This window comes from Rossellomorea aquimaris, from assembly GCF_008180865.1.
In the GTDB taxonomy this organism is placed as follows: domain Bacteria; phylum Bacillota; class Bacilli; order Bacillales; family Bacillaceae_B; genus Rossellomorea; species Rossellomorea yichunensis.
In genome coordinates, this window is sequence record NZ_VTEX01000001.1 from 798789 (window position 1) to 823023 (window position 24235).

Here is a 24235-nt window from a genome sequence, read left to right on the forward strand (position 1 = left end):
GTCTTCCGGATTCTTTATTAATTAATTTTCTACTCTCTGATAGGCCTCTAGAATCCGTAGCTTTCCTAGGGTCAAAATCCCTCTCCATTCCTTTTCAGCAATTGGCCAGGTCTCGTCATATTGACCGAACCAGGACCAATTCGGCTGCCAATAACCTTCCTGGTGTTGTGTTTCAATCTCGACATTCAATTGCATATGTACCTCCTCTTTTAAGGCTTCATAAAACGGTGAAGAAGGATGACTGGCTACCTGCAATGGTTTGGCTATATATTCATTCCAGCGTGATGGATCGGTACAAACAGTTTTTCGTAAGGAAGAAGAAAGAAATCTATAAAGAATGGATTCCGTTTTCCCTTTCACCTCAGAAAGGAGTCGGTCATAACAGAGAAAATCATGCATCTCTATTGGGTGTGAAAGATTCTTTAGCTCTGTGATCGCTCTCTCAGTCCATTCTTTTAATCGAGGGTGTTCCGGACTAAATAAATGAAAATAACCTACTATTTCAGCGTTAGGGTTAGCCCAAGTTGTTTGAACGCCGCTATGTCCCTTTTCAGAATCAAAATGCCACCATGGTGCATGGGGAACAAAGTTAACCTCTTCAGACACAGCATGCCAGCCGTTGATTTTCTCATCGTATGTGTTTTGCAGGTAGCTCATCGCCTTTTGAACGATATGGTGTTCGGCTGAAAGCTTTAAGTCCTTTGCATACTGTAATCCAATAGTTGTTGCCATTGAAGATGAACTGTCCAATCGAAAATCGGGCTCTATACAGTTGCCGAATCCTCCGTCCATATTTTGAAAATTTGCTAGTTCTTTGATTGCTTCCTCTTTACTCCCTTCTTCAAAAAAAAAGCTGAATAGCTTTTGTTCAATTGGTCTTGCATTGGTTTTGATATACGTAGCTGCTGTATTCCATTGTTGAGATGTCATTTTCATAAGAGATGCTCCTTTATCGTAGTTTTGATATTCGCTATCTTAATACATTATCCATTGGGTGAGAGATTCCCTGCTTGTTACGATAATTAGTTGTAATACAAAGGTCCGTCCCTCAAAAAGGGAGAAGAATAGAAACTTCTAATATAATAAAAATCGATGCCTGATTTTCGGCGGCATCGTTGTTTTATTGAGGTTATAATAAAGGAAGAATGAAATTGTGGAGGAATGAGGATGATATCAGTCGAACTACAAAGGGAGTATTATCAAGCGTTAGTGGAAAAAAGATCGGATTATGAAGGGATTTTTTATGTAGGGGTTAAAACGACAGGTGTGTTTTGTCGCCCGACTTGTCCCGCTAGAAAACCTAAATTTGAAAACTGTGAATTCTTTGGAACAGCTCAACAAGCCCTTCTGGCGTCGTTTCGACCTTGTAAAAGGTGTAAACCCTTATCGCACCCGAATAGTATCTCAGATGTTGTAAAGATGCTGGTAGAGGCTGTGGAAGAAAATCCTGAAAAACGTTGGAAGGATAAGGATTTTCAGGAGCTATCCATAGATGCATCTACTGCACGGCGTCAATTTAAGAGGCGGTTCGGTATGACCTTTGTAGAATATGCCAGAGCACGGAGGATGGGAATTGCCATGAAGCACATCAGATCAGGCTCGATGGTGATGGACGCTCAACTTGCAACGGGATATGAATCAAGCAGCGGATTCAGAGATGCTTTTTCGAGAATTATGGGAACGCCGCCAGCATTGTCTCATCACCAGCACATACTAAAAGCAGCTTGGATTGATACGAAACTTGGTCCGATGATTGGAATTTCAGATGAAGAGTCTTTATACCTGCTGGAATTTGTTGACCGACGCGGTCTGGAGAATGAAGTGAAGAGATTGAGGGAGAAAACAAAGGCGGCAATCGTTCCCGGTTCTACGGAGCCACTTCGTTCTGTCGAAAAGGAATTGAACGCCTACTTTGAGGGCTCTTTATCACGTTTCCAAACCAAGTTAAAAATCAACGGAACACCTTTTCAACAAAACGTTTGGAGCGAATTGCAAAGAATACCTTTTGGACAAACCAGGTCCTACACTGAGATTGCTCAAAGTATTTCCAGTCCAGCAGCTGTTCGAGCAGTGGCAAGGGCCAACGGGTGTAATCAGCTTGCCATCATCATTCCATGTCATCGAGTAATACGAGCGAATGGAGATCTTGCCGGCTATGCAGGCGGTCTTAACCGGAAGAAATGGTTGATTGAACATGAATGTAAGATGAATGAGGGAATGAAGGGATCATTCACCAACTAACTCTATAGAGAAGAATACAATTGAACTAATATGATGAAGGGGTGGTCAAACATGAAATATGATGAAGTAATGGCAGCACTTGAAGAGATGGGTAACGAACAGACCAAGAATACATATTTACGTCACGGTGCACATGAACCATTATTCGGAGTGAAAATTGGGAATTTGAAAAAACTGGTGAAACATGTAAAAAAAGAGCAAGGTCTTGCATTAAGCCTGTACGAATCGGGAAATTTCGATGCCATGTACCTGGCAGGATTATCTGTAAATCCTAAAGAAATGAATAAAGGAATTTTACAGGAATGGGTCAATAAAGCAGATTGGTATATGCTGGCTGAATACACTGTTGCTAATATAACCGCAGAGAGCGACTACGCTATTGAATTAGCGAATGAGTGGATTAAATCGGAAAATGAAATGACGGCAACGGCTGGCTGGAGTGCCTATGCAGGGTATATTAGTATAACCCCAGACCACGAAATCTATATTGACGAAATCAAACAGTATCTGAAACATATTGAAAAAACGATTCATGAAGAGAGAAATAGAGTACGTTACGTAATGAATGGATTCGTCATTTCTGTAGGAGCACATGTAGCTCCATTGCTAGGTGAGGCAAAACAAGTGGCGAATAAAATTGGGAAAGTACATGTCGATGTTGGAAATACAGCATGTAAAGTACCGGTAGCGGCTACCTATATAAAAAAGATAGAGGATAAAGACAGAGTCGGAGTGAAAAGAAAGACATGCATTTGTTAAATAGGTAAAGGGAGATCGGAAATGAGCTCATATTGAATTTATTAGGCCGGGATGACAGTACAATAACCATATTTTCAATGAATTTATACTACAGATGTTTGTAGAATTTCAATTAGGCCACAACCAGTCATTTTCATTTCTCTGTTGCAGAAGAAGTGTATAGCTACTAGACTATGAAATAGAGTCCTTTATAGAATCGGGAGCAATGTACAGATGAATGTAGTAAGAAAGGGTACTATTTTAGGTATAGCAGCAAGCATACAAGGATTGGCCATGGCTATCTTTTTGTTTCCCCATTTTATCCCTTCAGGTGGCGCTGCAAGTGTGAGTGTGCTATTAAACTATTTGTTGCATGTCCCATTTGCCATTACTCTATGGGTGTTAAATGCTTCTCTTTTATTAGCTGCGGTTAAATGGTTAGGAAAAGAGAATGCACTTTGGACCATGTATTGTGTGACAGTCACGTCGTTTGTAGTTAATTTCTTGAATTCCCATTTAATCGGAACTGTTTCTTTTATTTTCGTCGATCTATTGATTGGCAGCATCCTTTTCGGAATTGGAATAGGCATTCTTTTCAGAATGGGAGCATCCTCTGGAGGGATGGACATTTTAGCACTTATTATTTCAAAGCTAAAAGGGTACACCCCAGGGAAGACTTTATTCTTCATTAATGGCAGTGTGTTACTACTAACAGGAATCGTAGTCGATTTAAAAATCATTCTTTTTGCCTTAGCCTGCCAATTCATAGGTACAAGAATCCTTGATATCATTTGTCAGGTGGAATTCAAACGAAGCCTCAACCGCCTTGAAAATCAGTAAACAGAAGGTCCGTCCCTATTGAGGGACGGACCTTCTGTTTACGATATTTCTTTGATGATGGATTTGACTGTGTGTTCTGGTGAGTTTTCGAAAAGTGAAATATATTGAAAAAGTTTATTTTTTGGAAGCAGGTGTTTTCTAATTTCTTTAGCGGTTTTTCCCTCCTGGTGTGCTTTCATAACGGCTTCTTGAAGGTTCTGAAGATAGGTTAGTTTCTTCTCTAAAAGCTTTCTTCCTTGCTTCAAGTATCCTTGATGTGAACAATACACTTCTTGAAAGGAATACTGCAGGGTCCTGTCAATTGAGCGAATGAGCTCAGGTACAGATTCAAATGAAAAATTAGAAGTAGGAGAATGGAATAAGTATAAATCACCTGAAAAGCAAATGCCCTTTTCTTCATCGATGAGAACGATGTGATCATCAGCGTGCCCTGGTGTATGAACAATTTGAAACGAATGCCCGACCGTTTTAAATACGTCTTCTTTAAGTGGCAACGCGTGAAATGCCTTACGGTTATGCCAGAACATAGCTCTGTAAAAAGGCAGTTTAGTGCTGTGAGCGCACTTTTGTACCCCTAACGGATGAATCCATTGTGGAAATGAGTAAAACCTTTCGATCCATGAACTGTTACCCGTGTGATCCTCATGATGATGAGTATGAATCACTCGTTGGATTGGAAGCTCTTTTACAATTTTCCGCACTTCGTTTTTCATACTATAAGGTCCTGTATCAATAAGGACATCGTCGACTCGAAAAATGTAAACCGGCATTTTCTGACCCATTGTTTGAACGTTTAATTTAAATGATTGTATCAATTTAGTTACCCCTTATGAATTAGTGTTATAGTACATAGTTCGGATGAAAGTTGAAAAATCCTGCATGAAGACATTTTTTTGAGGGGAATATCGTTAACCTAGTTAACTGAATGGATGTATATGGTATAATTTACTAATACTAATGTATCAAACGATATTAAAGGGGTTTTTAGTATGAAAGGGAAGCAGAAGTCTTTGCTCTTAATCCTGACCATCATGATGGTCATCACCATCATACTGCTGGATAAAATGGGTTTGAAACAAGCGATTGAGTCTTGTGAGAACCATGGCAGTGTAGCAGAGGTGGAAGAAGGAATCTTGTCATGGAATGTATCGTGTGAGGAAAAGTAATAGTGATAGTGAATTTAAATAGTGTTTAATTTTTAAAAATGGGTATGCGTTTGCGGACACTGCAATGAATACGGGGGACGGACCTCATTAACTTCTACTCCTGACAGACTTATAATGGTAAACTAGAGAAAAGAGTAGATGATTTACATAGGGGGAAGTACTTTGCAAAAGTGTGATGTATGTAAGAATCAGTTTCAATGGAAAGAGTTATTATTCTCCATTTGGAGGTCTTATAAACCAATAGAATGCAGTCAATGTGGTAAAAAACATACGATTAATTTCACCTCGAAATTTATTGTTTCTTTTCTCATAATTGTTCCAGCGGTAGTATTCGGATTATTGATTGCACCCGAACAGGGTTTATCAAAGCCGCTCACCTTTGGATTAATCGTTTTGTTGGCCATTATTATTTCACTATTTCTTCCGTTATTTGTGAAATATGAATATAAGAACAGATAAGAAAGAGAGCTGCCGATCACTGGCAGCTCTTTTCATTTACCATAAATCATCCGGAATAATTTACAAGATTAGGAAAACACTAAGAGAAAAAGAAAAGGAGTCGAAAGATGGAGGAAAAAAACATAAGGTTGACTACTGCAGAAATCTCCGCTTTGTGGACGACTTATATTAAATGCTCGGCGTTAAATTGTTTTTACACACATTTCCTTACTTACCTGAAAGACGAAGGAATCAAATTCATCATCGAAGAAAGTCTACAGACAAACGTAGAGATAATGAGTAAGATTAAGTCTTTTTTTATATCCGAAGAATTTCCTGTACCAAAGGGCTTTACTGATAGGGACATAGATACAACCGCACCACCCTTATATACTGATTTGTTTGCTCTTAGTTTTGTTTACCGCGGAGGTCAGGTCACGAGCGGTCATTACACTACTATAGTGGGGGCCGTTGCCCGTAAAGATGTATATGATCTTTTTGAAGAAGCGTTGACGAAATCATTATCACTATATAAGCAATCATTACAATTAATGTTGGAAAAAGGGATCTATGATCGTCCACCTAAAATGAATTATCCTCATTCCATAGAATACATCTCAGAGCAGCCATCTTTGTTGGAGAGTTGGTTAGGTGAAACAAGGCCGCTTAATGCATTGGAATTGAGCGAATTATTCTTTGTAATTGAGAGAAATTGCATCGGAATCATTCTATTGAAAGGATTTATACAAGTTTCGAAAGATATCGAAGTGAAGAACTATCTTAAAAAAGGAAAAAAATTAAGTGAAAAGCAGATTACCACTTTTAATCAAGTCCTGATAAAAGATGATTCATTTCCCACTTATCCTGTATCCATGGAGGTAACAGATTCAAATGTGGCGCCATTTTCAGAAAAATTGATGCTTTTTTTTATCGCTTCTTCAAACTCAGTGGGGCTGTCAACACTTTGTCACGCCATCACGATGTCTACAAGGAAGGATTTAGCTGTTCATTATACACTTTTTGTGACAGAAATCATGAAGTATGGTGCGGATGGTCTTAAACTGTTAGTTGAACGTGGATGGATGGAGCAGCCACCACAGCAGAAAAGTCGTGGGGATTTATGCGAATGATATCGATATGATTGGAGGTATATAGAAATGGTTTCGAAGATTCTTATTATTTTTCTAATTGGAATGATTACGCTGATGAAAGTTGATTTAATAAAAAATCGGGTTAAGAATGCAGTGAGGTATAAGTTCTCTAGTGTTGTATCGGCATTTTATATAGTGCGGTAGTATGAAATATGAAAGATAATGTATCCAAATCTTATTTTTAGGTTTGGATCTTTTATTTTCTTGTGGGTGAATTTGTTCATAAGTTACACTGTTAATGAGGAAAGCGTGTGCAAAGTAAAGCCCAACTGGAAAGCGGGAGATAAAATGTCCATTACATACAAATATTTTGAAGGAGAAAACGATTTAGCTCTTCAATATGATTTCTGGAGAAAAATAACATCCACGCTTCCCTTTGCCTGGAAACCGACAATGTCTCCAATATTATTTAAAGAACAAAAGGGATTTGACCCGAGATCACTCTGCTTTGCCTATGAAGGTGATGATCTTATTGGATACATGAGCTTTACAGGGAAAGGTGATTTTGTTTCTCTTGGTTACCCTTGGGTCTTATCAGGATATGAAGGGATTCAGGATGGATTATTTGAGCGGGTGAATGGTTTTGCTGTAAGCGATGAGTACGGAGGGAAGATTTTGGCTCAACGTTTTCGTGAACAGTGGAAGGATCAAATTCTTTATTTTGAAGCAAATGGATTTGAAATCACCAATGAATCCAAATTAATTGGCAAATATCTTTCGAAAGTAGAATCGACAGAAGATAATATAGAGTTCTCATGGAAGGTCTCCAATGAGTTTATTTTTGAAGATTGGCGTTCCATCATGGAGGAAAATGATGAAGTGAATGAAGCCCAAATCAAAATGATGGAAGAATACTATTCGTCCGTTGATTTTGACTTTTCCATTTCGTTTTTTAACGAGGAACAGATGATTGGCGTCATGGGAGTAACATTACGTGAAGATACAAGTTATAGTGAAGTATTGTCTTTTGGGATACTACAAGAATTCAAGATTCATAAGGGTAAAATGATTTGTGTGTTGATGAATGAGGCAAGGTCACGAGGAGCCGAAACAATTACATTTCATGCATCAGATATTCCTGAAGGGGATATCCAAAAGGAATTGGGTTTGTGAGCTTACGAAAGATGTCATGATGGTGAAGGAAGTATAGGCATCTTGAAATCTATTTGGAAATCATATTGATAGCAGTGCTGTAAATGTAAGGGATTACTATTATGGCAGGTGATCTGCCATTCATCACAAAATGTTCGGAATTTCTTCAGCTATTATATGACAAAGTGACTTCAGATAGTATAGAATGAAAGATAATTAAGGTAAGGCTTCAAGAGCATAGAGTGAATCATGCAATTGTTTTGAATATCGATTTTCACATTAATGATGGTTAATTGAAGTAAAACGGTTCTCAAATAATTCGCCTGATTCACTTCATTCTTTTGGTAGGTTGTGCTGTTTTAAGGAGAGAATTGATGCTAGAATACAACGTTCATCAAGGAGTCGGCAAAGAGTATGTGGTGTTTCTCCATGGAATTGGGGGAAACTCAAGAATTTTCGGCAAGCAGCTCGATATATTCAAGAAATCTTATAATGTGATAACGATTCATTTGCCAGGGCATGGAGAGTCCCCAAGTGTAGAATCATATAATGAAAAATTCACAATTGATTTAAATGTTCGTGAGGTTCTTAAAGTACTTGATCATCTGAAAGTGGAAAGAGCCCATTTTATAGGCATATCCCTTGGCTCGGTTCTGATTCACGCTTTGCTCCAAACTGCTCCAAATCGGGTGAAAAGTGCCGTTTTAGGAGGGGGGATAACAAGGTTTAATTTATTATCCAATACACTTCTAAAAATCGGTGACGCAGTAAAAAATATCATTCCATTTATGTGGTTATATAAAATTTTCGCCTATATCATGATGCCTAAGAGCAATCACAAAGTTTCACGAAAATTATTCATCCGTGAAGCAAAGAAAATGAACCGTAATGATTTTCTCGGGTGGTATCGCCTCACCCCTTATGTGAAATCAACATACGCTTCTGTACAAGAAAGGGCTTCTCATATTCCCAAGCTTTACATATCCGGGAAAGAAGATCACCTATTTGTACAGTCTCTTGATCAGGATACAAAAGGAGACCCATCTGCTACGAAAGTGTTCATTGAAGATTGCGGCCATGTTTGTAATGTAGAGAAGCCAAGGGAATTTAATCGACTGGCACTTGATTTTATTTATAAGAACCAGGGTGTACCATTACGCAAGGTTCAATAAAAACAGATGTTACCCATTTCTTTATCGAGATGGGAATTTTTTTGTTAATGTCTGTATTCCCATGGAATGAATATGAGAGAGTAGAGAAATCTCTGTTAAGTAATCTGATGGTTCTTAACAGGGATTTTTTTGTTCTCTGGTTAAGGAATTAGAGAAAGGGAATAGGGAGGGAGGGCGATGATTAGGTGATATTTCTTTTGATAGTTCCGTCCCTTAAAGGATTTATGAAACATTAAGAGAATATAGTACCTATGGGTGTGCTAAAGGCGGGTGAGGGTTTCTTGAAAGAGATGATGAATTTCAGGTATGAGGAGTATCCTTTTGTGTTGTTTTCCGTATCCCATGTAGCAGCGATGATTGTCTCGTTGGGATGTATGATCGGTTTGTATGTGCTCAGAAATAGATTAAGCTGCAGAGGTAAGGCTGTTTTAAAATGGCTTCTCATGGTGCTCCTGGTTTTGAGTGAAGCATTATTTCAAATTTGGTACATTATCAATGATCATTGGGATGTAGCCATAAATTTGCCGTTTCAATTATGTTCCATCTCATTGTATTTGTGCACGATCATGCTTATTACGAAAAACTATAAAATCTTTGAAATCAGTTTTTTTGCCAGTATGACAGGTGCTATTATAGCCATCGTGACGCCAGAGTTATTTTTTGGTTTTCCCCACTTTCGTTATTTTCAATTCTTCTTAGCACATTTGGGGATTGTATTATCCTGTTTGTACATGGTATGGATCGAAGGCTTCACATTGACGTTCCGGTCAATGGTGAGGGCATTCATTGCTTTAAATCTAATCGCTGTCATCGTGTTCATGGTGAACAGATTGGTAGGAGCAAATTATATGTTTCTTTCTCATAAACCGTATAATGCAAGTCCCATAGACTATTTAGGCGAGTATCCCTACTATCTCCTGGCTCTTGAAGGTGTCGCCATTATATTATTCAGCCTTCTTTATTTACCGTTTTATCTCTTAGAAAATAGGAAAAGTGGAAGAAATGTAAATACATGAAACTTTCCTGGGTTTCAATTCGTCTATTACATATAAGAAAAGTCAGGTGTAGGAATGATGAGTAATAGTATAATCATAAGTATTATCATTTTGGTTTCTTACAGTCTAGGGAGTATGACGGGTGCTTATTATATAGTGAAAATGTTTACCGGTGAAGATATCCGTTTACTTGGAAGCGGAAATGTCGGAGCGACGAATGCAGGTCGAGCTATAGGGAAAAAAGGTTTTCTTCTGACGTTGCTGATAGATGCCGGGAAAGTGATTCTTGCATTAATGATAACGGCACAACTGGCAGAAGGTGAGGGTTATTTTGTTCTCAGTTCTATATTTGTCATGATCGGACATCTGTTTCCAATCCAGCTTGGGCTTCACGGGGGAAAGGGAGTAGTTGCTTATTTAGCAACTGCATTATTTCTTAATCCCCTTACAATTGGGGTTTTCGCCATCACTATGGGAATCTCATATATGATTTTGAGAAAATACACCATTGCAGGTTTTCTTTCAATGGCAACCATTCCGATTACGGCATATGTGATTGAGGGTTCATTCACCATTTTTATCGGATTATTGTCACTTTTTGTGACGGTTCTGTTGGTCCATAAACGATAACTGATGCAATCTGCGGATACATAGGAGGTACGAGAATGGAAAACCTTTCTCTTCATTATAAAATTGCAAGTGAATCAAATGAGTTTCAACAAATCTATACATTAAATTATCAGACCTTTGTAGAAGAAATACCCCAGCACGAAGGAAATCCAGAACGCAAATTGATTGATAAGTTTCACGATGAAAATACATACGTTATTGCTAAAGATGAAGATGAAGTCGTGGGCATGATCGCGGTTCGTGCCAAGCGTCCCTTCTCTTTGGATTTAAAACTGAGTGATCTGAATGAATATTTGCCGGCCAGTGCCGTTCCTTGTGAAATTCGCTTATTATCTGTAAAAGAAGCATATAGAAGTACAAGGGTATTTTATCAATTATGTGAGCGTTTAGTATCTTTTTGCTTGGAGAAAGGATATACGATGGCTCTCATTTCAGGAACGGTTCGTCAGCTAAAGTTGTATAAACGAATCGGCTTTCAGCCTTTTGCTGATCTCGTGGGGGAGAAAGGGGCAAAATTTCAGCCAATGTATTTAACCCGTTATAGCTTCGAAAATTCGACGAAAGCCTTTCAGCGATTAATGATTCGCAAAACAGAAAGTTCAGTTCCGCTTTCCTTCCTCCCAGGTCCGGTTCAACCTCATGAAAACGTAGAAAAAGCTTTCAAAGGTGAAGCCATTTCTCATAGAAGCAGCTCGTTTATTCATGAAATGGAAGAAGTAAGAAGATCATTATGCGAAATAACAAACGCAAACTATGCAGAAGTTGCAGTGGGAACGGGCACCCTATCTAATGATATGGTTGCGGCTCAGCTGAAATCTTTGTCAGGCAGCGGTCTAATTCTTGCAAACGGAGAATTTGGGTTCAGGTTGATTGATCATGCAAACAGATTTGATTTACATTTTCATACGTTAGAAAGGGGACTGGAATGAAGCGATTTCATTAGGCGAAGTGGAAAGTTTACTCCGGGAAAATCAAAATATTAAATGGCTTTGGACGGTTCATTGTGAAACGTCGACAGGCTACTTGTATGATCTGAAAGGCCTACTTTCTCTGTGCAAAAGGTATGGAGTGGAGCTATGCGTCGATGCCTGTAGTTCGGTTGGGACCATTCCGGTGGACTTTAAGGAAGTGTACTTTGCCACAACGGTCAGTGGGAAGGGGTTAGGCTCTTATCCCGGCCTCGCCATTGTATTTCATCGAGATGAAATACAGCCCAGCCCATCAATTCCAAGGTATCTGGACATGGGAATGTACGAGGTGAATGCAAGCATCCCATATACCCACTCATCTAATCTAGTAAGGGCGCTAAAGGAGGCACTGCATTTTATTCAGTTTGAAATGCATGAAAATTTAGCTCAAAGAGTAAGGTATGTGCTAACTCAAGGAGGATTTCATATATTAGGGGATGAAAACTATTCTCCTGGAGTGATTACAATTGCACTGGAGAGGGAACAGTGTAGTAGGCAGTTTGGTGATGTTTGTAAAGATAGAGGTATTTTATTAAGCTACGAAAGTGACTATTTAGTAAAGAGAAATTGGGTTCAGGTAGCACTTATGGGAAGAAAAAACGAACGAAAGGTTTTGGAAGCAATGAACATACTCAACAAAGAATATCAAAGCAATGTCGATTCAAGGGTTGTGAAATGAACAGGTTATCCCGTTTTATTTCTCGCTTTAAGACATATAAATTAATTGGGTTTGCACTCATAACCTTATGGTTGAAGACCGTATTAGTTTCTTTTATTGGGTTTAATTTACATATCGAATCCTTATTGGACTTATTACTCATCATATTCAATCCTCTTGGTTCGTTAATGCTATTAATTGGTTTCAGTTTTTACTTCTCTAAGAAGATAAAACCCGCTGTTGTCATCCTTGTTATGGGGATTGCAACCGGGCTTTTATACGGTGATCTTTTATATTTTCGATTTTACTCAGATTTTGTTACTGTTCCGATTTTATTTCAGTTTAAAAATGTGGGGGGGATCGGACCAAGTACCTTTGAACTGATGAGTCCCTGGGATCTCCTTTTAATTGTAGATTTCCTGATTGTCGGGTGGTTATTAAAAAGAAAGTGGACGGCTACCTCTTCCATTAAGGTCTCAAAGAGGTGGAAACTTTCATATATCGGGTTGAGTCTAGTGTTACTACTTGTAACCGTAGGATTAGGGCTGATGAAATCCCCATATTTATTTGCTGAATCATATGATAGAGAGCAAATGGTCAAATCAGTGGGACCATACAATTATCACCTATATGATATTGGGGTTGAAGCTACGGTACCCTTCACCAAGATGCTTGCCAGTAAATCAGACACAGAAGCGTCCATTAAATATACACAATCCAAGAAACATAACAACTCCGATTTGTACGGTGTTGCCGATGGAAAAAATGTTGTACTGATCAGTATGGAATCTACCCAAAATTTTGTCATCAACCAAAAAGTCGATGGGGAAGAAATCACACCTTTCTTAAATTCATTAATCAAGGATAGCTTTTATTTCAATCAAATTTATGACCAGACAGCTCAAGGGAAAACCTCAGATTCTGAATTCATGATCGATACTGGTTTATACCCATTAGCAAGCGGTTCAGCATTTGTTCGCAAACCGGATAACCGTTATAAAAGTATGCCTCATATTTTGGAAAAGAAAGAAGATTATTATGCGGCAGTTTTTCATGGGAATGATCGCACTTTTTGGAATCGTGAAATTATGTACGAATCGTTAGGCTACGACCGCTATTTTTCAAAGAGAGATTTCAATGTTACGGAAGAAAACTCTGTTAACTACGGATTAAAGGATATCCCGTTCTTTGAGCAATCCATTTCGTATCTTGAGAATTTACCTCAACCGTTTTACACCCGTTTGATTACGCTGACCAATCACTTTCCTTTTTTATTGGAAGAAGAGGATAAACTTATTCCAGAGGCTTCAACAAATGAGGATGTTGTGAACCGTTACGTAACAACCGTACGTTATGAGGATGAAGCGATTAAATCATTGTTTAACAGGCTTAAGAAAAATGGTTTATATAAGGACACGATTTTTGTACTATATGGAGACCATTATGGCATCTCCGAAAAATATGAAAATGGAGTGTTCGAACTTTTAGGGCAGGAAGACACCCCGGTGAATCATGTAAAACTTCAACAAGTACCACTCATTATCCATGTACCTGGTGAAAAGGGAAAAACAATCAAAACGATAGGTGGAGAAATCGATATTCGTCCAACCATTCTCCATTTATTGGGGATTAAAACGAAGGATAATCTTTCCTTTGGACATAATCTGTTCACACGAAAAGAAGATCACCCAGTCATTTTCAGGGATGGTGACTTTGTAACTGAAAAGTACGTCTTTAAAGACAATGTTTGCTATGATAAGAGCAGTGAAGCAACGACTTCTGAATCATCATGTGAGCCATTTAAAGAAACCGTAAGAAAAGAATTAGGCATGTCTGATGATATTATTTATGGAGATTTGTTGAGGTTTTTAGATTAGACGAAGAAAACCCGGCTCTATTGTAGAGTCGGGTTTTGGATTGGTCATTTAATTATCGATAATATTATTATGTAAACTTAAGTCATTCCTTTTAGAATTCATTTCATAGAATCTTCCATTAAACCCGATCACTTCTAGACTAAATATACGGTTCGGGTCATTTAGGCTTATGTAGTGTCTATTTATACGTAATGTAAATAGTCCAGGAGAATAGGCTCCGTTTCCATTTGCAAGTTTAATTCTCTCAGTAATGTTCCCATTACCATTTTCCAATTCAATGATAGAGCAGTCTTTATTGCAATCCATATTGTATTCTTCATGCAGCCAAAGGGTAAAATCTTTTTCTGTAGGCTTATTGAGAATGGTTATTATGCAAAGGGTTACGATTACACCTATTAGAAATAGGAATGTCCATTTTTTACTCATTGTATTTAGCCTCCCACCAGGTTGTAAAGCCCTGGAAAATCTTGATAAATTAAGTGTATCACAGATTAAGAGAGATGAGATTACTCTAATATAAAAGCTTAGGATAAAATATCCTAAGCTTTTGGTTATGTTTATTGTTTGGTTGTGAGAGGGAGAAGAATTTTCACAATGGTACCCTTATTCAACTCACTTTCGTACTCAATCATTCCACCCATTTCACGAATGATTTTATTCGTCACCATGCTTCCAAGGCCGGTGCCCTTTGTTTTCGTGGTGTAAAAAGGTAAGCCGATCTTTTTTAACTCATCCCCAGTCATTCCTTTTCCCGTGTCTGAAATATTGATTACCACATTGTCCCTGAAAGAGTCTTCTTTTATAAAGATGGTGATTTCTCCATGTTCCTCAATGGATTCAATTCCGTTTTTGATGACGTTCATAATCGCTTGCTTCATATGATGTTCATCACCCTTAATATAATGGTTGTCGTTTTGCTGGAATAGTATCGTTGTATTCGAATAGGAGGCAAATGGTCTTAGTAAATCGACACAGTCCTGAATCACTCTTTCCAGGTTGAGTGTAGACAGTTGAAATTCACTAGGCCTTGCTACGCTAAGATAGTCTGTGATGATTTTATTCGTACGATCTAATTCATTCAGAATAAGAGGGGAGTACCTTTTAAACTGTTCATCCTCGGTGTCCTCGCTTAGATGCTGTATGAATCCTCTTACGGTTGCAAGGGGATTGCGAATCTCATGGGCAATTGAAGCCGCCATCTGTCCCACCATATTCAATTTGTCGAGATACACCATTTCTTCGATCTGTCTGTTCGTGTGAATCAAATGTTCAATAATGAATACAAGAGCCACAAAAGTAAAATAGAAAACGGTGAAATAAATAAAATAAAAAGTCAAATGAAGAATAGGAATAAAGCTGTTGATAATCGTGATATAAAACAATGAATGAACCAGGAAAATAATTGTACTGCCTAATAATTTATATTGTGTATTTAAAAGCATCCTACGAAAGAGAATGCCTATTACAAACGCAAGGACCGAGACCGTTATTCCAACCATGACATATGGACCGCCTATTAAATAGCGGAAGATGATCACGCAACCTAAAACGATCGATCCTGATAATAATCCGGCGTAGATCGTTGCTATTAAAATGGCGATCATGCGTAAGTCAAAATGAGTTTTTCCAAGGGTTTCAATCGGATAAAGCATACACAATAAAGCCCCAAAGGATGCTATAAGACCATAAGTGAGTTTATGTTTAAAATGTGGAACTTGTTTTTCTTTAAATGGAAATAATACGTTAGCATTATACGTAAATGAAAACAAAATTGTAATATTGACCAACAAAGTTTTGATTAATGTAATCAAAGAAAAGCCTCCAAAACCTAATTTACCTGGAAACAGAAAACAGTTCCAGCTTATCCAAAATATGAATATACAAGTATTAAAAATACTTCATTTTCCCCTTTGAGTCAAATATAATTGGCTGAGGGACGGACCTTGAAATGATAAATAGAAAATGGCTGGATAACTTGATTAGCATGATTAAAACAAGGTATTCGTTAAGCCAATGGAAGTTGGGCTGTGCTCATTTAGAGGTCCGTCCCTCACTATAAGCAGGTATTTTGGAGGGGATAATAGAATATATAAGTTATACAAGCTTGTTTTAGGGAGCTTTAGGGTATTGGTTTTCTGTTTGTTACATAGATCATTTTGATTCCAGTGAGATGAGTTCAGAAGTTGTCGCGGGATGTTTATCTTTGGAGGAGGAATGAAGATGATTGAAGGACAGGTAATAAATCAATTGCAGCAAGTGAAAGTAAAGCATAAGAAGATTCCCCTTAAAGAGGTAGTGAAAAGAGCTGTCCTCATTACCATCGGGGCGATGATCATGGCGGTTGGCCTTGAAATATTCCTAGTCCCAAACCAGGTCATTGATGGAGGAATCGTTGGTGTCTCGATTATGCTCTCCCATATTACAGGCGTTAAGCTTGGTCTTTTCATCTTTATCCTTAATATCCCCTTTTTCTTCATCGGATATAAACAAATCGGAAAAACCTTCGCATTCTCTACACTATACGGAATTATCATATTATCGATTTCAACTACATTTCTTCATCCGGTAGCTGCCTTCACCCAAGATATTCTGCTGGCTTCTTTATTCGGAGGGATCGTCCTTGGAATAGGAGTGGGTATGGTCATTCGTTACGGCGGATCACTTGATGGAACGGAAATCCTTGCTATTTTATCAAGTAAAAAGCTGCCCTTTTCTGTCGGTGAAATCATCATGTTTGTCAATCTGTTCATTTTGGCTTCCGCCGGATTTGTATTTAGCTGGGATAGAGCCATGTATTCACTTCTGGCCTATTACGTAGCTTTTAAAATGATAGATATTACGATTAAAGGACTGGATGAATCCAAATCGGTTTGGATCATAAGTGAAAATTACAAGGAAATCGGTGATGCCCTCTTACACCGACTGGGGAGAGGAGTGACGTATTTGAAGGGAGAAGGTGCTTTTTCAGGAGATGATAAGAAAGTGATATTCTGCGTCATCACTCGTCTGGAGGAAGCGAAACTTAAAGACATCGTTGCAGAACATGATCCATCCGCCTTTCTAGCCATTGCTGATATAGCAGAGGTAAGAGGTGGAAGGTTTAAGAAGAAAGATATTCATTAGACATGAGAGAAAGCGCCGTAGAGGGGAGCCCTTTACTGTGCTTTTTATTGATTTAAACTGAAAATTGATCGATTATGCTCTTTTCGTGACCATTCAGGCTAATGATTCATTGGAAGTGCTCTGTTCGGTAGCGTCCAATCTCTTATTGTCGTCCCCTTTCCGTTATAGTATGATAAGCTAGATTATCTCGAGAGGGGGGAAGAGAGTGAAGAAAATTATGCTGCTTGTGCTATTTTGCTCTTTTGAATTTTTCCAGCAGATGAACGATATTCAGGCTCATAGGGGAGATGAAGTCATTCAGGATCAAGCTCAGATTGCCTATCTTGACGATGATTCTTTCTCATTAAATCCTTCTCTTGTGATGAAGAAAATAGAAGATAAAGGCAGGATTCCTTTTAAAAGAATTCTGCCTCTAATTCCTCTGACTCTTTCCTATGAAGGACTATATGCCCGTTATCGTGGTGATTCAACCGGGTTTGGGGTCATCGTGAAATATCACTCCAACTATCTTTCATAACTGTCATATTCACAGCATGATTAAAAGATAGAGGAGAAATGATAAATGGACGTCATCATGTTAATAAAAGCATTTATATTGGGAATGGTCGAAGGGTTAACGGAGTTTGCTCCTGTATCTTCCACTGGCCATATGATAGTAGTAGACGATTTATGGATCCAATCGAAAGAAGTATTGGGTAAATATCCAGCAAATACGTTCAAAGTTGTGATCCAACTAGGCTCAATTTTAGCAGTTGTCATTGTATTTAGAGAAAGATTTAAAGATTTACTCGGATTTAAACACCGTACCGCAAATAAATCATCCAACTTAAAATTAACACATATACTGGCTGGATTAATTCCTGCTGTGATTCTAGGCTTGTTATTTGAGGATTATATCGATGAGCATCTTTTTTCGCTTAATACGGTCATGGCTGGTTTAACAATCGGTGCATTCCTCATGATTGCAGCGGATTTGTTTCGTCCCAAGATTGTCACAGTGGAGAACGTCGATCAGATAACACATAAAAAAGCGCTGGTGATCGGGCTTATTCAATGCTTATCATTATGGCCAGGTTTTTCGCGGTCTGGATCGACCATTTCTGGAGGAGTTTTACTTGGATTAAGCTACCGGGCAGCATCAGATTTCACATTCATTATGGCGGTTCCGATTATGTTGGGAGCAAGTTCGCTTTCTCTTATGAAGAACTGGATGTATTTTACCCCTGAGTTTTTACCGTTTCTATTGGTTGGGTTCTTAAGTGCATTTCTATTTGCCTATCTGTCGATACACTTTTTTCTGAAGGTGATTAATAAAATCAAGCTAATTCCTTTTGCGATCTACCGACTTGTTCTAGTCGCAATTATTTTTCTTGTTTTTATTTAAACACTCTTGACAGTTAGAAAATACTACCATATAATTTCAATAACAAATTTATTCTAAATTGAATATACTATACGAAAGCAAAGATGAGGACATGATTCATTCCGTTTTTCTTGATCAGAGAGCAGGGTCACCGGCTGAGAGCCCTGAAGAGAAAAGAATGATTTACCACCTCGGAGCTATTATGGTGAAATGTCAGTATCCATAATCGGGAAAACCGTTATCTTACTTAAGCGAAGAGTAATATTTTACACTTCTGAATTAGGGTGGAACCACGACCGCACTCGTCCCTTGGTTAGGGATGGGTGCGGTTTTTTATTAATTGAATAATAAAGTGATGAAGAGGACACGAATCATTTGCTGTTTTTCTTACCAGAGAACAGGGTCACATGGCTGAGAGCCCTGAAGAAAAGGAAAGGATTTACCACCTCGGAGCTATTATGGTGAAACGTCAGTATCCATAATCGGGAAAACCGTTATCAACTTTGAGCGGAGGGCTTTTGTTTAGCACTCCGGAATTAGGGTGGTACCACGACCGCATTCGTCCCTTGACAGGGATGAATGCGGTTTTTTATATATATAAAATGATTAGGAGGAAACAAAATGTCAATTCAATCTGAAGTGGAAAAACGAAATCACAGGAAATTAGGTCAGGAGTTGGAGCTGTTTGTATCGATGGAGGAGGCACCCGGGATGCCCTTTTATTTACCGAAAGGGATGCTATTACGAAATGAGTTAGAAGAATTTTGGAAGAGGGAACATCGGAAAGCTGGATACCAGGAGATTAGAACTCCCATTATGATGAAGCAGGAGCTATGGGAAAAGTCAGGTCACTGGGATCATTACCATGAGAATATGTATTTCTCAGAGGTAGATGATCAGAAATATGCGATCAAACCAATGAGTTGTCCAGGGGCAGTATTAATCTATAAAAGCAAGAGAAAAAGTTATCGGGAGTTACCCCTTCGATACGGTGAACTGGGATTGGTTCATCGACATGAGCTATCGGGTTCATTAAGTGGATTATTGAGAGTCCGTTCCTTCACTCAGGATGATGCTCATCTATTTGTTAGGGAAGATCAAATTCGGTCGGAGCTTCATAAAGTATTGGATCTGATCGATCTTTTCTATAGTAAATTCGGATTTGACTATAAGGTTGAGCTTTCGACTCGTCCGGAAGATTTTATGGGCTCCGTTGCATTATGGGATCAAGCTGAAGGAGATTTGGAAGATGTGCTGAAAGAGAGAGGTGTCAATTATCATGTTAATAAAGGAGACGGTGCTTTCTACGGGCCAAAAATAGATTTTCATATATTGGACGTCATTGGTCGAAGCTGGCAATGTGGAACAGTTCAACTTGATTTTCAAATGCCTGAAAAATTCGAGTGTGAATATATTGGGGAAGATAATCGAACAGTCAGACCGATTATGATTCATCGAGCGATATACGGTTCAATCGAACGCTTTATGGCAATCATCATTGAACATTTCGGAGGAGATTTTCCGCTTTGGTTAGCCCCACACCAGGTCAAAATCCTTCCGATCTCCGACGCACATTTCCAATATGCTCAAGATGTGAAGTCTCATTTAGAAAGAGAAGGGTTTAGGGTAGAAATCGATGATCGTATAGAAAAAGTCGGTATGAAAATCAGAGAAGCAGAGATGCAAAAAGTTCCTTATATGATGGTAATAGGAGATAAGGAGGTCGAGAGTGATACTATTTCGTTACGTAAGAGGAAGGAAGGAAACATAGGTATGTTGAAGATAAAAGAGGTTATGTTGAAATTACAAGAAGAGGTAAAGGGCTTGGGTGGTAAGGAGAACTAAATGAAAAATCCACTTGAACATTTCCTGTATTTTCTATACAATGAGAGAAGGAAAATTCTGAATAGTGCGAGAGGGGGAGAAGGTATGTTAATCAATCGTCAATCATATTTCAGCATTTCTTCCCCTATAAAAAGAACTAAAAGGGTATTCATTCCCTTTTTAGTTCTTTTTTTATGTCCAGGGGAGGAATATAGATGAGATACAAGCGTGTATTAATTAAATTAAGTGGTGGAGCGTTGGCGGATAAGGAAGGAAATAATTTTGGCACTGAAGAGCTTGATCACATTGCGGGCGAAATCATGTCGATCGTCAATATGGGGATTGAAGTTTCCATAGTTGTGGGCGGTGGCAATATATTTCGAGGAAGTCTGGCAGATACTTGGGGAATAGAGCGGGTAGAAGCGGATAGTATCGGAACTCTCGGAACCATCATCAACAGTTTGATGCTTAGAGGTGTGTTGAAAAGTAAGACCGACAAAGAAGTTCGGGTGATGACTTCAATCCCTGTTTCAACGGTTGCAGAACCGTATATTCGCCTTCGCGCCGTTCACCATCTTGACAAAGGATACATTGTCATATTCGGTGGAGGAAACGGTCAACCCTTTGTGACGACGGATTACCCCAGCGTTCAGCGAGCCATCGAAACGAATAGTGAGGCTATCCTGGTAGCAAAGCAGGGAGTCGATGGTGTTTTCACAAGTGACCCTAAACAGGATAAAAAGGCGAAGATGTACCATAATTTAAATTATGATGACGTTGTAACGAATAATATTAAAGTCATGGATCAATCAGCTCTGCTTTTAGCAAGGGACTATAAACTCCCTGTACACATTTTTAATTTCGACCAGGCAGGAATCATGTTGGAAATTTGCTCCGGTCAGAAGCGGGGGACGCTAATCAACCATGAAGAGACGAGACTTTGAGAATGGCCATTTTATTTACATAAACAAAGATGGGGGCAGTAAAAGATGGATTTCTCTTTTCAAATCATAACTCAGGAGCAAGCTGAGGATATTGCCTACAACTGGAAATATGATGGGGAATATGCATTTTATGATCTTACAGCAGATGAAGAGGATTTGGCAGAATTCTTAGATGGTGATCAACGTGGAAACACAACCTATGCTGTACTTGATCAAGGGGAAATGATTGGTTTTTACACATTTAATGAATTAATTGAGTCGACTATTGATATCGGTTTAGGCATGCATCCGAATCGTACAGGAAAGGGAAAGGGAGAAGCGTTCACGAGGGCGGGAGTTGATTTCTCAATCGCGAGGTATGCTCCTGAAACCTTGACTTTGTCCGTAGCAGCCTTCAATAATCGTGCGATCAAGGTGTATAAAAAAGTCGGCTTCGTTCCCATAGGAGCATTCATTCAAGAAACAAATGGAAGTTGCTATGAATTTATTAAAATGAGTTATCCCCTTAGTAAACAAAGAATAGGGAGAGCATAATGGATATCAAGATTCATAACAGATTTGATCCGGAAAAGCTAGATGAGATATGTGCTGTGTACCAGTCAAAACTCAAGTGTGACGGATGAGTATTTAGAATAAGGTCCTATAAACAAAAGAGACAGCCGCTTGGGACCGTCTCTTTTGATTACACCATTTCCTTATAGAGCTTTTCATACTGATTGGCCATTTCAAAGTCCAAATCTGTCAGACCATTTTCACTCCAGGAAGTCAACTCTACAATAACCAATTTGTATTGAATCGTTAGAAAAGGATGGTGATTCCTTTCCTCGGCTGCCTCTGCGAGTTTGTTGACGAACCGTATTCCTTCAAGGTAATCTCTGAACCGGTAGCGCCGTTCAATCCATTTCTCTTCTTTAATGCGCCATTTCTCAAGAGTTTCAAGTTTATGAGAAATGGCAGCTTCACTTAACTTCTTCATACCATTACTCCTTTCCTTCCATAAATGACATCAAGGCCATTTTGAATGAGACGTGCAAACCGATCCTGCTTACTTAAAGCATATAAGTCTTTCAGAATCTCTTCCTTTAACTGAGATCCTGGCTCGTGAATCTGCAGTAATTCAATAATTTCAAGTCTAAGCAGCCACTCTTCAGGGAAATCATCTTTCAGCCTGCCTACTATACTATGAATAAGATCTCTAGAAAAGGCTACTTCTCTCAGTTCTCTTACCTCTCTGAAGAGACTGTCCAATGGCGTAAAATCATGAGATCCGCCATCCTTTTCTTCGATAAGAGGTGTGTCCCCGAAGAAAGCATCATAATCTGCCGCATGTGGCCGTGCTGAAACGATTTCACTGCCTACTGCCAAATCGTAAGTTCCCCATGAAGGGTGGAATAAAACGTGTTCACCCAAAGTCACCATACATTCATCAATTGATATGAGAACAAGATGATGATGGTGAAAGACGATATTCGTCACATGTCCAGAAACTTCAATCTCACCATCAAATGTGATTTGCACCATTTTATTCATCTCAATGCCAAGCTTCCTTAAATCCGCTTCGGTCTGGTTCTCAAGAATGGTACCATCCTGAAGGATACCAATTGGTGCACCGAAGCCATCAGCATGATGATCTGTCCCGTGATGATCCAGTTGCTCGTTTTGGATGGAAAGTGAAGTAGGTCCTACGGTTTTGACGTAGATAGCTTCACCATGCTCATTTTTTATGACTTCTTTGAAGATGCCGGTGACTTGTAATCCTGAATTGTATTCGATATGAGCAAGTTGATTAGAATGAATCGCTTTATCTATAGCTTCTGTTCCACCTTTACGGAAAGCCATGGTCTCTCCGAATTTCTCGACTTCTTCAATGAGTTGTTCGAAACTTTCACAAACAAATAATTGAGTTTGCATGGAGGTAACATCATAGCTGGTATGGATGGCGTCTTCGATGGAGAACGGCCTTTTGATCACTTCACTTGATAAACAGTGCTTGCTTTCTCCAACCGATGAAAGCAGTCCTGCACCGAAGATCTTCGGTTGATGAAAATCACCAATTAATCCGAATTCGACAGTCCACCAAAAGATTCGTGAAATTTGTTCTGCTTCAGAAAGACCGGAAACGGCCTCTTGCTTTTCAATTAACACCTGCTTTGCTTCTTCAATTTCTTTCTCAGTGGAGCATGGATCCTCCATCACAATGGATAAATGCCTGGTTGCTTCAAATGCTTCGTGTTCTTCTTCAGTGGCAAAAGCGTTCGCTCCGATATTGCCGATTATCTTTACAAATCGGGAATAGGTTTCATCAAACAGAATGGGGGCGTGTCCGGCTGCTTCATGCAATATATCAGGAGCAGGGGTGTATTCGATATTCGATTTTTGACGAATATCTGTTGCTATTGGGAGAATACCGTGAGCTTGGAAATCAAAGAACGCTGTACCAGGGATCAAACCGTCTACAATTGCAGCGCCCCAGCCAATTTTCGCTAAGTGCCGGTTCATATCACTTACCTTAGGAATTTCGTGTATGTTAATACCGGAGGCTTTTAATCCTTCAGTGAAAGCTTCATGTGCGGTATCTTCAAGAAAGTGATGATTCTGTCTCATCACATAACGCCACACGGCATGATCGATAGGGGTATATGAATGATAATGTTGTTCAGCTACAAATTGGCGTAAATGACTTGGAATGGTTTGGTTCATATTAAATTCTCCTTATTTCAAGATATTGTTTAGTGCTTAAACGCTTTTATGCGCGAAAGTAGATACATACAAAAAATCCCTGCTGAATAAATCAGCAGGGACGAAAAAGATCGCGGTACCACCCTTGTTGTAAGCAAATTGCCTACCACTCGAATTGATAACGGACAATAACCGTCTTGTTCCACTACAGAACAAGAAGCTCAAGAAACGTAATTCATGATTTTCCTATGTACTAGTTCCCAGCACCACTAGCTCTCTATAACAGGGAGGAGATCACTACTTCAAATCCATCACAGCTCTTCACAAATATGTATG

The 24235-nt window shown here is 38.9% G+C and carries 25 protein-coding genes and 3 other annotated features; of the genes, 19 read left to right on the top strand and 6 right to left on the bottom strand.

Features of this window, described 5'->3' with window-relative positions; translation table 11 throughout:
• Positions 1-21 precede the first annotated feature (21 nt).
• Entirely contained in the window at positions 22-936 is a 915-nt protein-coding gene (locus FZC88_RS03935) for a hypothetical protein (protein ID WP_148993719.1), read from the bottom strand.
• A gap of 231 nt (positions 937-1167) precedes the next feature.
• Here FZC88_RS03935 and FZC88_RS03940 point away from each other — a divergent pair, with 231 nt between their 5' ends.
• The 3 genes from FZC88_RS03940 (at position 1168) to FZC88_RS03950 (ending at position 3819) form a co-directional block, all read left to right on the top strand.
• On the top strand, positions 1168-2241 hold the full coding sequence (locus tag FZC88_RS03940; protein ID WP_148993720.1) for a bifunctional transcriptional activator/DNA repair enzyme AdaA: 1074 nt from the start codon (positions 1168-1170) through the stop codon (positions 2239-2241).
• A 51-nt stretch (positions 2242-2292) separates the two neighbouring features.
• On the top strand, positions 2293-3000 hold the full coding sequence (locus tag FZC88_RS03945; RefSeq protein ID WP_148993721.1) for a DNA alkylation repair protein: 708 nt from the start codon (positions 2293-2295) through the stop codon (positions 2998-3000).
• A 213-nt stretch (positions 3001-3213) separates the two neighbouring features.
• Positions 3214-3819, top strand: a complete 606-nt coding sequence (locus tag FZC88_RS03950) for a YitT family protein (RefSeq protein ID WP_148969200.1) — start codon at positions 3214-3216, stop codon at positions 3817-3819.
• A gap of 38 nt (positions 3820-3857) precedes the next feature.
• Here FZC88_RS03950 and FZC88_RS03955 read toward each other — a convergent pair whose 3' ends face one another.
• Positions 3858-4634, bottom strand: a complete 777-nt coding sequence (locus tag FZC88_RS03955; protein ID WP_148993722.1) for an MBL fold metallo-hydrolase — start codon at positions 4632-4634, stop codon at positions 3858-3860.
• A gap of 174 nt (positions 4635-4808) precedes the next feature.
• Between FZC88_RS03955 and FZC88_RS23830 the strand changes: the two genes are divergently transcribed.
• The 10 genes from FZC88_RS23830 (at position 4809) to FZC88_RS03995 (ending at position 13966) form a co-directional block, all read left to right on the top strand.
• Complete coding sequence (locus FZC88_RS23830; RefSeq protein ID WP_187443373.1) at positions 4809-4985, top strand: hypothetical protein; 177 nt, start codon at positions 4809-4811, stop codon at positions 4983-4985.
• A gap of 162 nt (positions 4986-5147) precedes the next feature.
• Entirely contained in the window at positions 5148-5444 is a 297-nt protein-coding gene (locus tag FZC88_RS03960) for a TIGR04104 family putative zinc finger protein (RefSeq protein WP_187443372.1), read from the top strand.
• Positions 5445-5551: 107 nt separating this feature from the next.
• On the top strand, positions 5552-6553 hold the full coding sequence (locus tag FZC88_RS03965; RefSeq protein WP_148993723.1) for a DUF3231 family protein: 1002 nt from the start codon (positions 5552-5554) through the stop codon (positions 6551-6553).
• Positions 6554-6823: 270 nt separating this feature from the next.
• The gene (locus FZC88_RS03970) at positions 6824-7687 is read left to right on the top strand and encodes a hypothetical protein (protein WP_148993724.1); all 864 of its coding nucleotides are present in this window, start codon (positions 6824-6826) and stop codon (positions 7685-7687) included.
• A 353-nt stretch (positions 7688-8040) separates the two neighbouring features.
• Positions 8041-8838 (top strand): alpha/beta fold hydrolase, encoded by a 798-nt coding sequence (locus FZC88_RS03975; protein WP_148969195.1) that lies wholly within the window; start codon positions 8041-8043, stop codon positions 8836-8838.
• A 290-nt stretch (positions 8839-9128) separates the two neighbouring features.
• A complete protein-coding gene (locus FZC88_RS03980; RefSeq protein WP_262371788.1) occupies positions 9129-9854 on the top strand; it encodes a YwaF family protein in 726 nt (241 codons plus the stop codon).
• Between the two features lie 57 nt (positions 9855-9911).
• Entirely contained in the window at positions 9912-10463 is a 552-nt protein-coding gene (locus tag FZC88_RS03985) for a glycerol-3-phosphate acyltransferase (protein ID WP_262371655.1), read from the top strand.
• Positions 10464-10498: 35 nt separating this feature from the next.
• Positions 10499-11392 carry a GNAT family N-acetyltransferase gene (locus FZC88_RS24300; RefSeq protein WP_262371656.1) on the top strand — a complete coding sequence of 298 codons (894 nt, stop codon included), beginning with the start codon at positions 10499-10501 and terminating at the stop codon, positions 11390-11392.
• Positions 11393-11411: 19 nt separating this feature from the next.
• Positions 11412-12110 carry an aminotransferase class V-fold PLP-dependent enzyme gene (locus FZC88_RS24305; RefSeq protein ID WP_262371657.1) on the top strand — a complete coding sequence of 233 codons (699 nt, stop codon included), beginning with the start codon at positions 11412-11414 and terminating at the stop codon, positions 12108-12110.
• Positions 12107-13966 carry an LTA synthase family protein gene (locus FZC88_RS03995; protein ID WP_148993727.1) on the top strand — a complete coding sequence of 620 codons (1860 nt, stop codon included), beginning with the start codon at positions 12107-12109 and terminating at the stop codon, positions 13964-13966. Before FZC88_RS24305 ends, FZC88_RS03995 begins: the two co-directional genes overlap by 4 nt.
• Positions 13967-14014: 48 nt before the next feature.
• On the opposite strand, the gene FZC88_RS04000 is transcribed toward FZC88_RS03995, so the two are convergent.
• Both FZC88_RS04000 and FZC88_RS04005 read right to left on the bottom strand, forming a co-directional pair.
• The gene (locus FZC88_RS04000) at positions 14015-14392 is read right to left on the bottom strand and encodes a hypothetical protein (protein WP_148993728.1); all 378 of its coding nucleotides are present in this window, start codon (positions 14390-14392) and stop codon (positions 14015-14017) included.
• Between the two features lie 131 nt (positions 14393-14523).
• Complete coding sequence (locus FZC88_RS04005; RefSeq protein WP_148993729.1) at positions 14524-15777, bottom strand: ATP-binding protein; 1254 nt, start codon at positions 15775-15777, stop codon at positions 14524-14526.
• Positions 15778-16186: 409 nt separating this feature from the next.
• On the opposite strand from FZC88_RS04005, the gene FZC88_RS04010 reads away from it, so the two are divergent.
• The 6 genes from FZC88_RS04010 to FZC88_RS04035 all read left to right on the top strand — a co-directional run bounded on the left by FZC88_RS04010 (position 16187) and on the right by FZC88_RS04035 (position 21754).
• Positions 16187-17089, top strand: a complete 903-nt coding sequence (locus FZC88_RS04010) for a YitT family protein (protein WP_187443370.1) — start codon at positions 16187-16189, stop codon at positions 17087-17089.
• 205 nt (positions 17090-17294) lie between these two features.
• A complete protein-coding gene (locus tag FZC88_RS04015) occupies positions 17295-17606 on the top strand; it encodes a hypothetical protein (RefSeq protein ID WP_148993730.1) in 312 nt (103 codons plus the stop codon).
• Positions 17607-17651: 45 nt separating this feature from the next.
• Complete coding sequence (locus FZC88_RS04020; RefSeq protein ID WP_148993731.1) at positions 17652-18473, top strand: undecaprenyl-diphosphate phosphatase; 822 nt, start codon at positions 17652-17654, stop codon at positions 18471-18473.
• A 71-nt stretch (positions 18474-18544) separates the two neighbouring features.
• Positions 18545-18765 (top strand) — a binding site (T-box leader).
• A gap of 33 nt (positions 18766-18798) precedes the next feature.
• Positions 18799-19022 (top strand) — a binding site (T-box leader).
• A gap of 51 nt (positions 19023-19073) precedes the next feature.
• Positions 19074-20297 carry a threonine--tRNA ligase gene (gene thrS, locus FZC88_RS04025; protein ID WP_148993732.1) on the top strand — a complete coding sequence of 408 codons (1224 nt, stop codon included), beginning with the start codon at positions 19074-19076 and terminating at the stop codon, positions 20295-20297.
• A 194-nt stretch (positions 20298-20491) separates the two neighbouring features.
• Positions 20492-21220, top strand: a complete 729-nt coding sequence (gene pyrH / locus FZC88_RS04030; RefSeq protein ID WP_148993733.1) for a UMP kinase — start codon at positions 20492-20494, stop codon at positions 21218-21220.
• Between the two features lie 45 nt (positions 21221-21265).
• Positions 21266-21754 carry a GNAT family N-acetyltransferase gene (locus FZC88_RS04035; RefSeq protein WP_148993734.1) on the top strand — a complete coding sequence of 163 codons (489 nt, stop codon included), beginning with the start codon at positions 21266-21268 and terminating at the stop codon, positions 21752-21754.
• A 148-nt stretch (positions 21755-21902) separates the two neighbouring features.
• Here FZC88_RS04035 and FZC88_RS04040 read toward each other — a convergent pair whose 3' ends face one another.
• On the bottom strand, positions 21903-22196 hold the full coding sequence (locus FZC88_RS04040; protein ID WP_148993735.1) for a 4a-hydroxytetrahydrobiopterin dehydratase: 294 nt from the start codon (positions 22194-22196) through the stop codon (positions 21903-21905).
• Positions 22193-23920 carry an aromatic amino acid hydroxylase gene (locus FZC88_RS04045; protein WP_148993736.1) on the bottom strand — a complete coding sequence of 576 codons (1728 nt, stop codon included), beginning with the start codon at positions 23918-23920 and terminating at the stop codon, positions 22193-22195. Before FZC88_RS04045 ends, FZC88_RS04040 begins: the two co-directional genes overlap by 4 nt.
• Before the next feature lie 93 nt (positions 23921-24013).
• Positions 24014-24223 (bottom strand) — a binding site (T-box leader).
• Positions 24224-24235 lie beyond the last annotated feature (12 nt).

Coding starts and splice junctions, on each gene's coding strand:
- FZC88_RS04040 (WP_148993735.1), bottom strand. CDS start 22,196: ATGAAGAAGTTAAGTGAAGCTGCCATTTCTCATAAACTTGAAACTCTT.
- FZC88_RS04020 (WP_148993731.1), top strand. CDS start 17,652: ATGGACGTCATCATGTTAATAAAAGCATTTATATTGGGAATGGTCGAA.
- FZC88_RS23830 (WP_187443373.1), top strand. CDS start 4,809: ATGAAAGGGAAGCAGAAGTCTTTGCTCTTAATCCTGACCATCATGATG.
- FZC88_RS03940 (WP_148993720.1), top strand. CDS start 1,168: ATGATATCAGTCGAACTACAAAGGGAGTATTATCAAGCGTTAGTGGAA.
- FZC88_RS03945 (WP_148993721.1), top strand. CDS start 2,293: ATGAAATATGATGAAGTAATGGCAGCACTTGAAGAGATGGGTAACGAA.
- FZC88_RS24300 (WP_262371656.1), top strand. CDS start 10,499: ATGGAAAACCTTTCTCTTCATTATAAAATTGCAAGTGAATCAAATGAG.
- FZC88_RS03965 (WP_148993723.1), top strand. CDS start 5,552: ATGGAGGAAAAAAACATAAGGTTGACTACTGCAGAAATCTCCGCTTTG.
- FZC88_RS04035 (WP_148993734.1), top strand. CDS start 21,266: ATGGATTTCTCTTTTCAAATCATAACTCAGGAGCAAGCTGAGGATATT.
- FZC88_RS03975 (WP_148969195.1), top strand. CDS start 8,041: ATGCTAGAATACAACGTTCATCAAGGAGTCGGCAAAGAGTATGTGGTG.
- FZC88_RS03980 (WP_262371788.1), top strand. CDS start 9,129: ATGATGAATTTCAGGTATGAGGAGTATCCTTTTGTGTTGTTTTCCGTA.
- FZC88_RS03985 (WP_262371655.1), top strand. CDS start 9,912: ATGAGTAATAGTATAATCATAAGTATTATCATTTTGGTTTCTTACAGT.
- thrS (WP_148993732.1), top strand. CDS start 19,074: ATGTCAATTCAATCTGAAGTGGAAAAACGAAATCACAGGAAATTAGGT.
- FZC88_RS04000 (WP_148993728.1), bottom strand. CDS start 14,392: ATGAGTAAAAAATGGACATTCCTATTTCTAATAGGTGTAATCGTAACC.
- FZC88_RS03950 (WP_148969200.1), top strand. CDS start 3,214: ATGAATGTAGTAAGAAAGGGTACTATTTTAGGTATAGCAGCAAGCATA.
- FZC88_RS04045 (WP_148993736.1), bottom strand. CDS start 23,920: ATGAACCAAACCATTCCAAGTCATTTACGCCAATTTGTAGCTGAACAA.
- FZC88_RS03995 (WP_148993727.1), top strand. CDS start 12,107: ATGAACAGGTTATCCCGTTTTATTTCTCGCTTTAAGACATATAAATTA.
- pyrH (WP_148993733.1), top strand. CDS start 20,492: ATGAGATACAAGCGTGTATTAATTAAATTAAGTGGTGGAGCGTTGGCG.
- FZC88_RS03935 (WP_148993719.1), bottom strand. CDS start 936: ATGAAAATGACATCTCAACAATGGAATACAGCAGCTACGTATATCAAA.
- FZC88_RS04010 (WP_187443370.1), top strand. CDS start 16,187: ATGATTGAAGGACAGGTAATAAATCAATTGCAGCAAGTGAAAGTAAAG.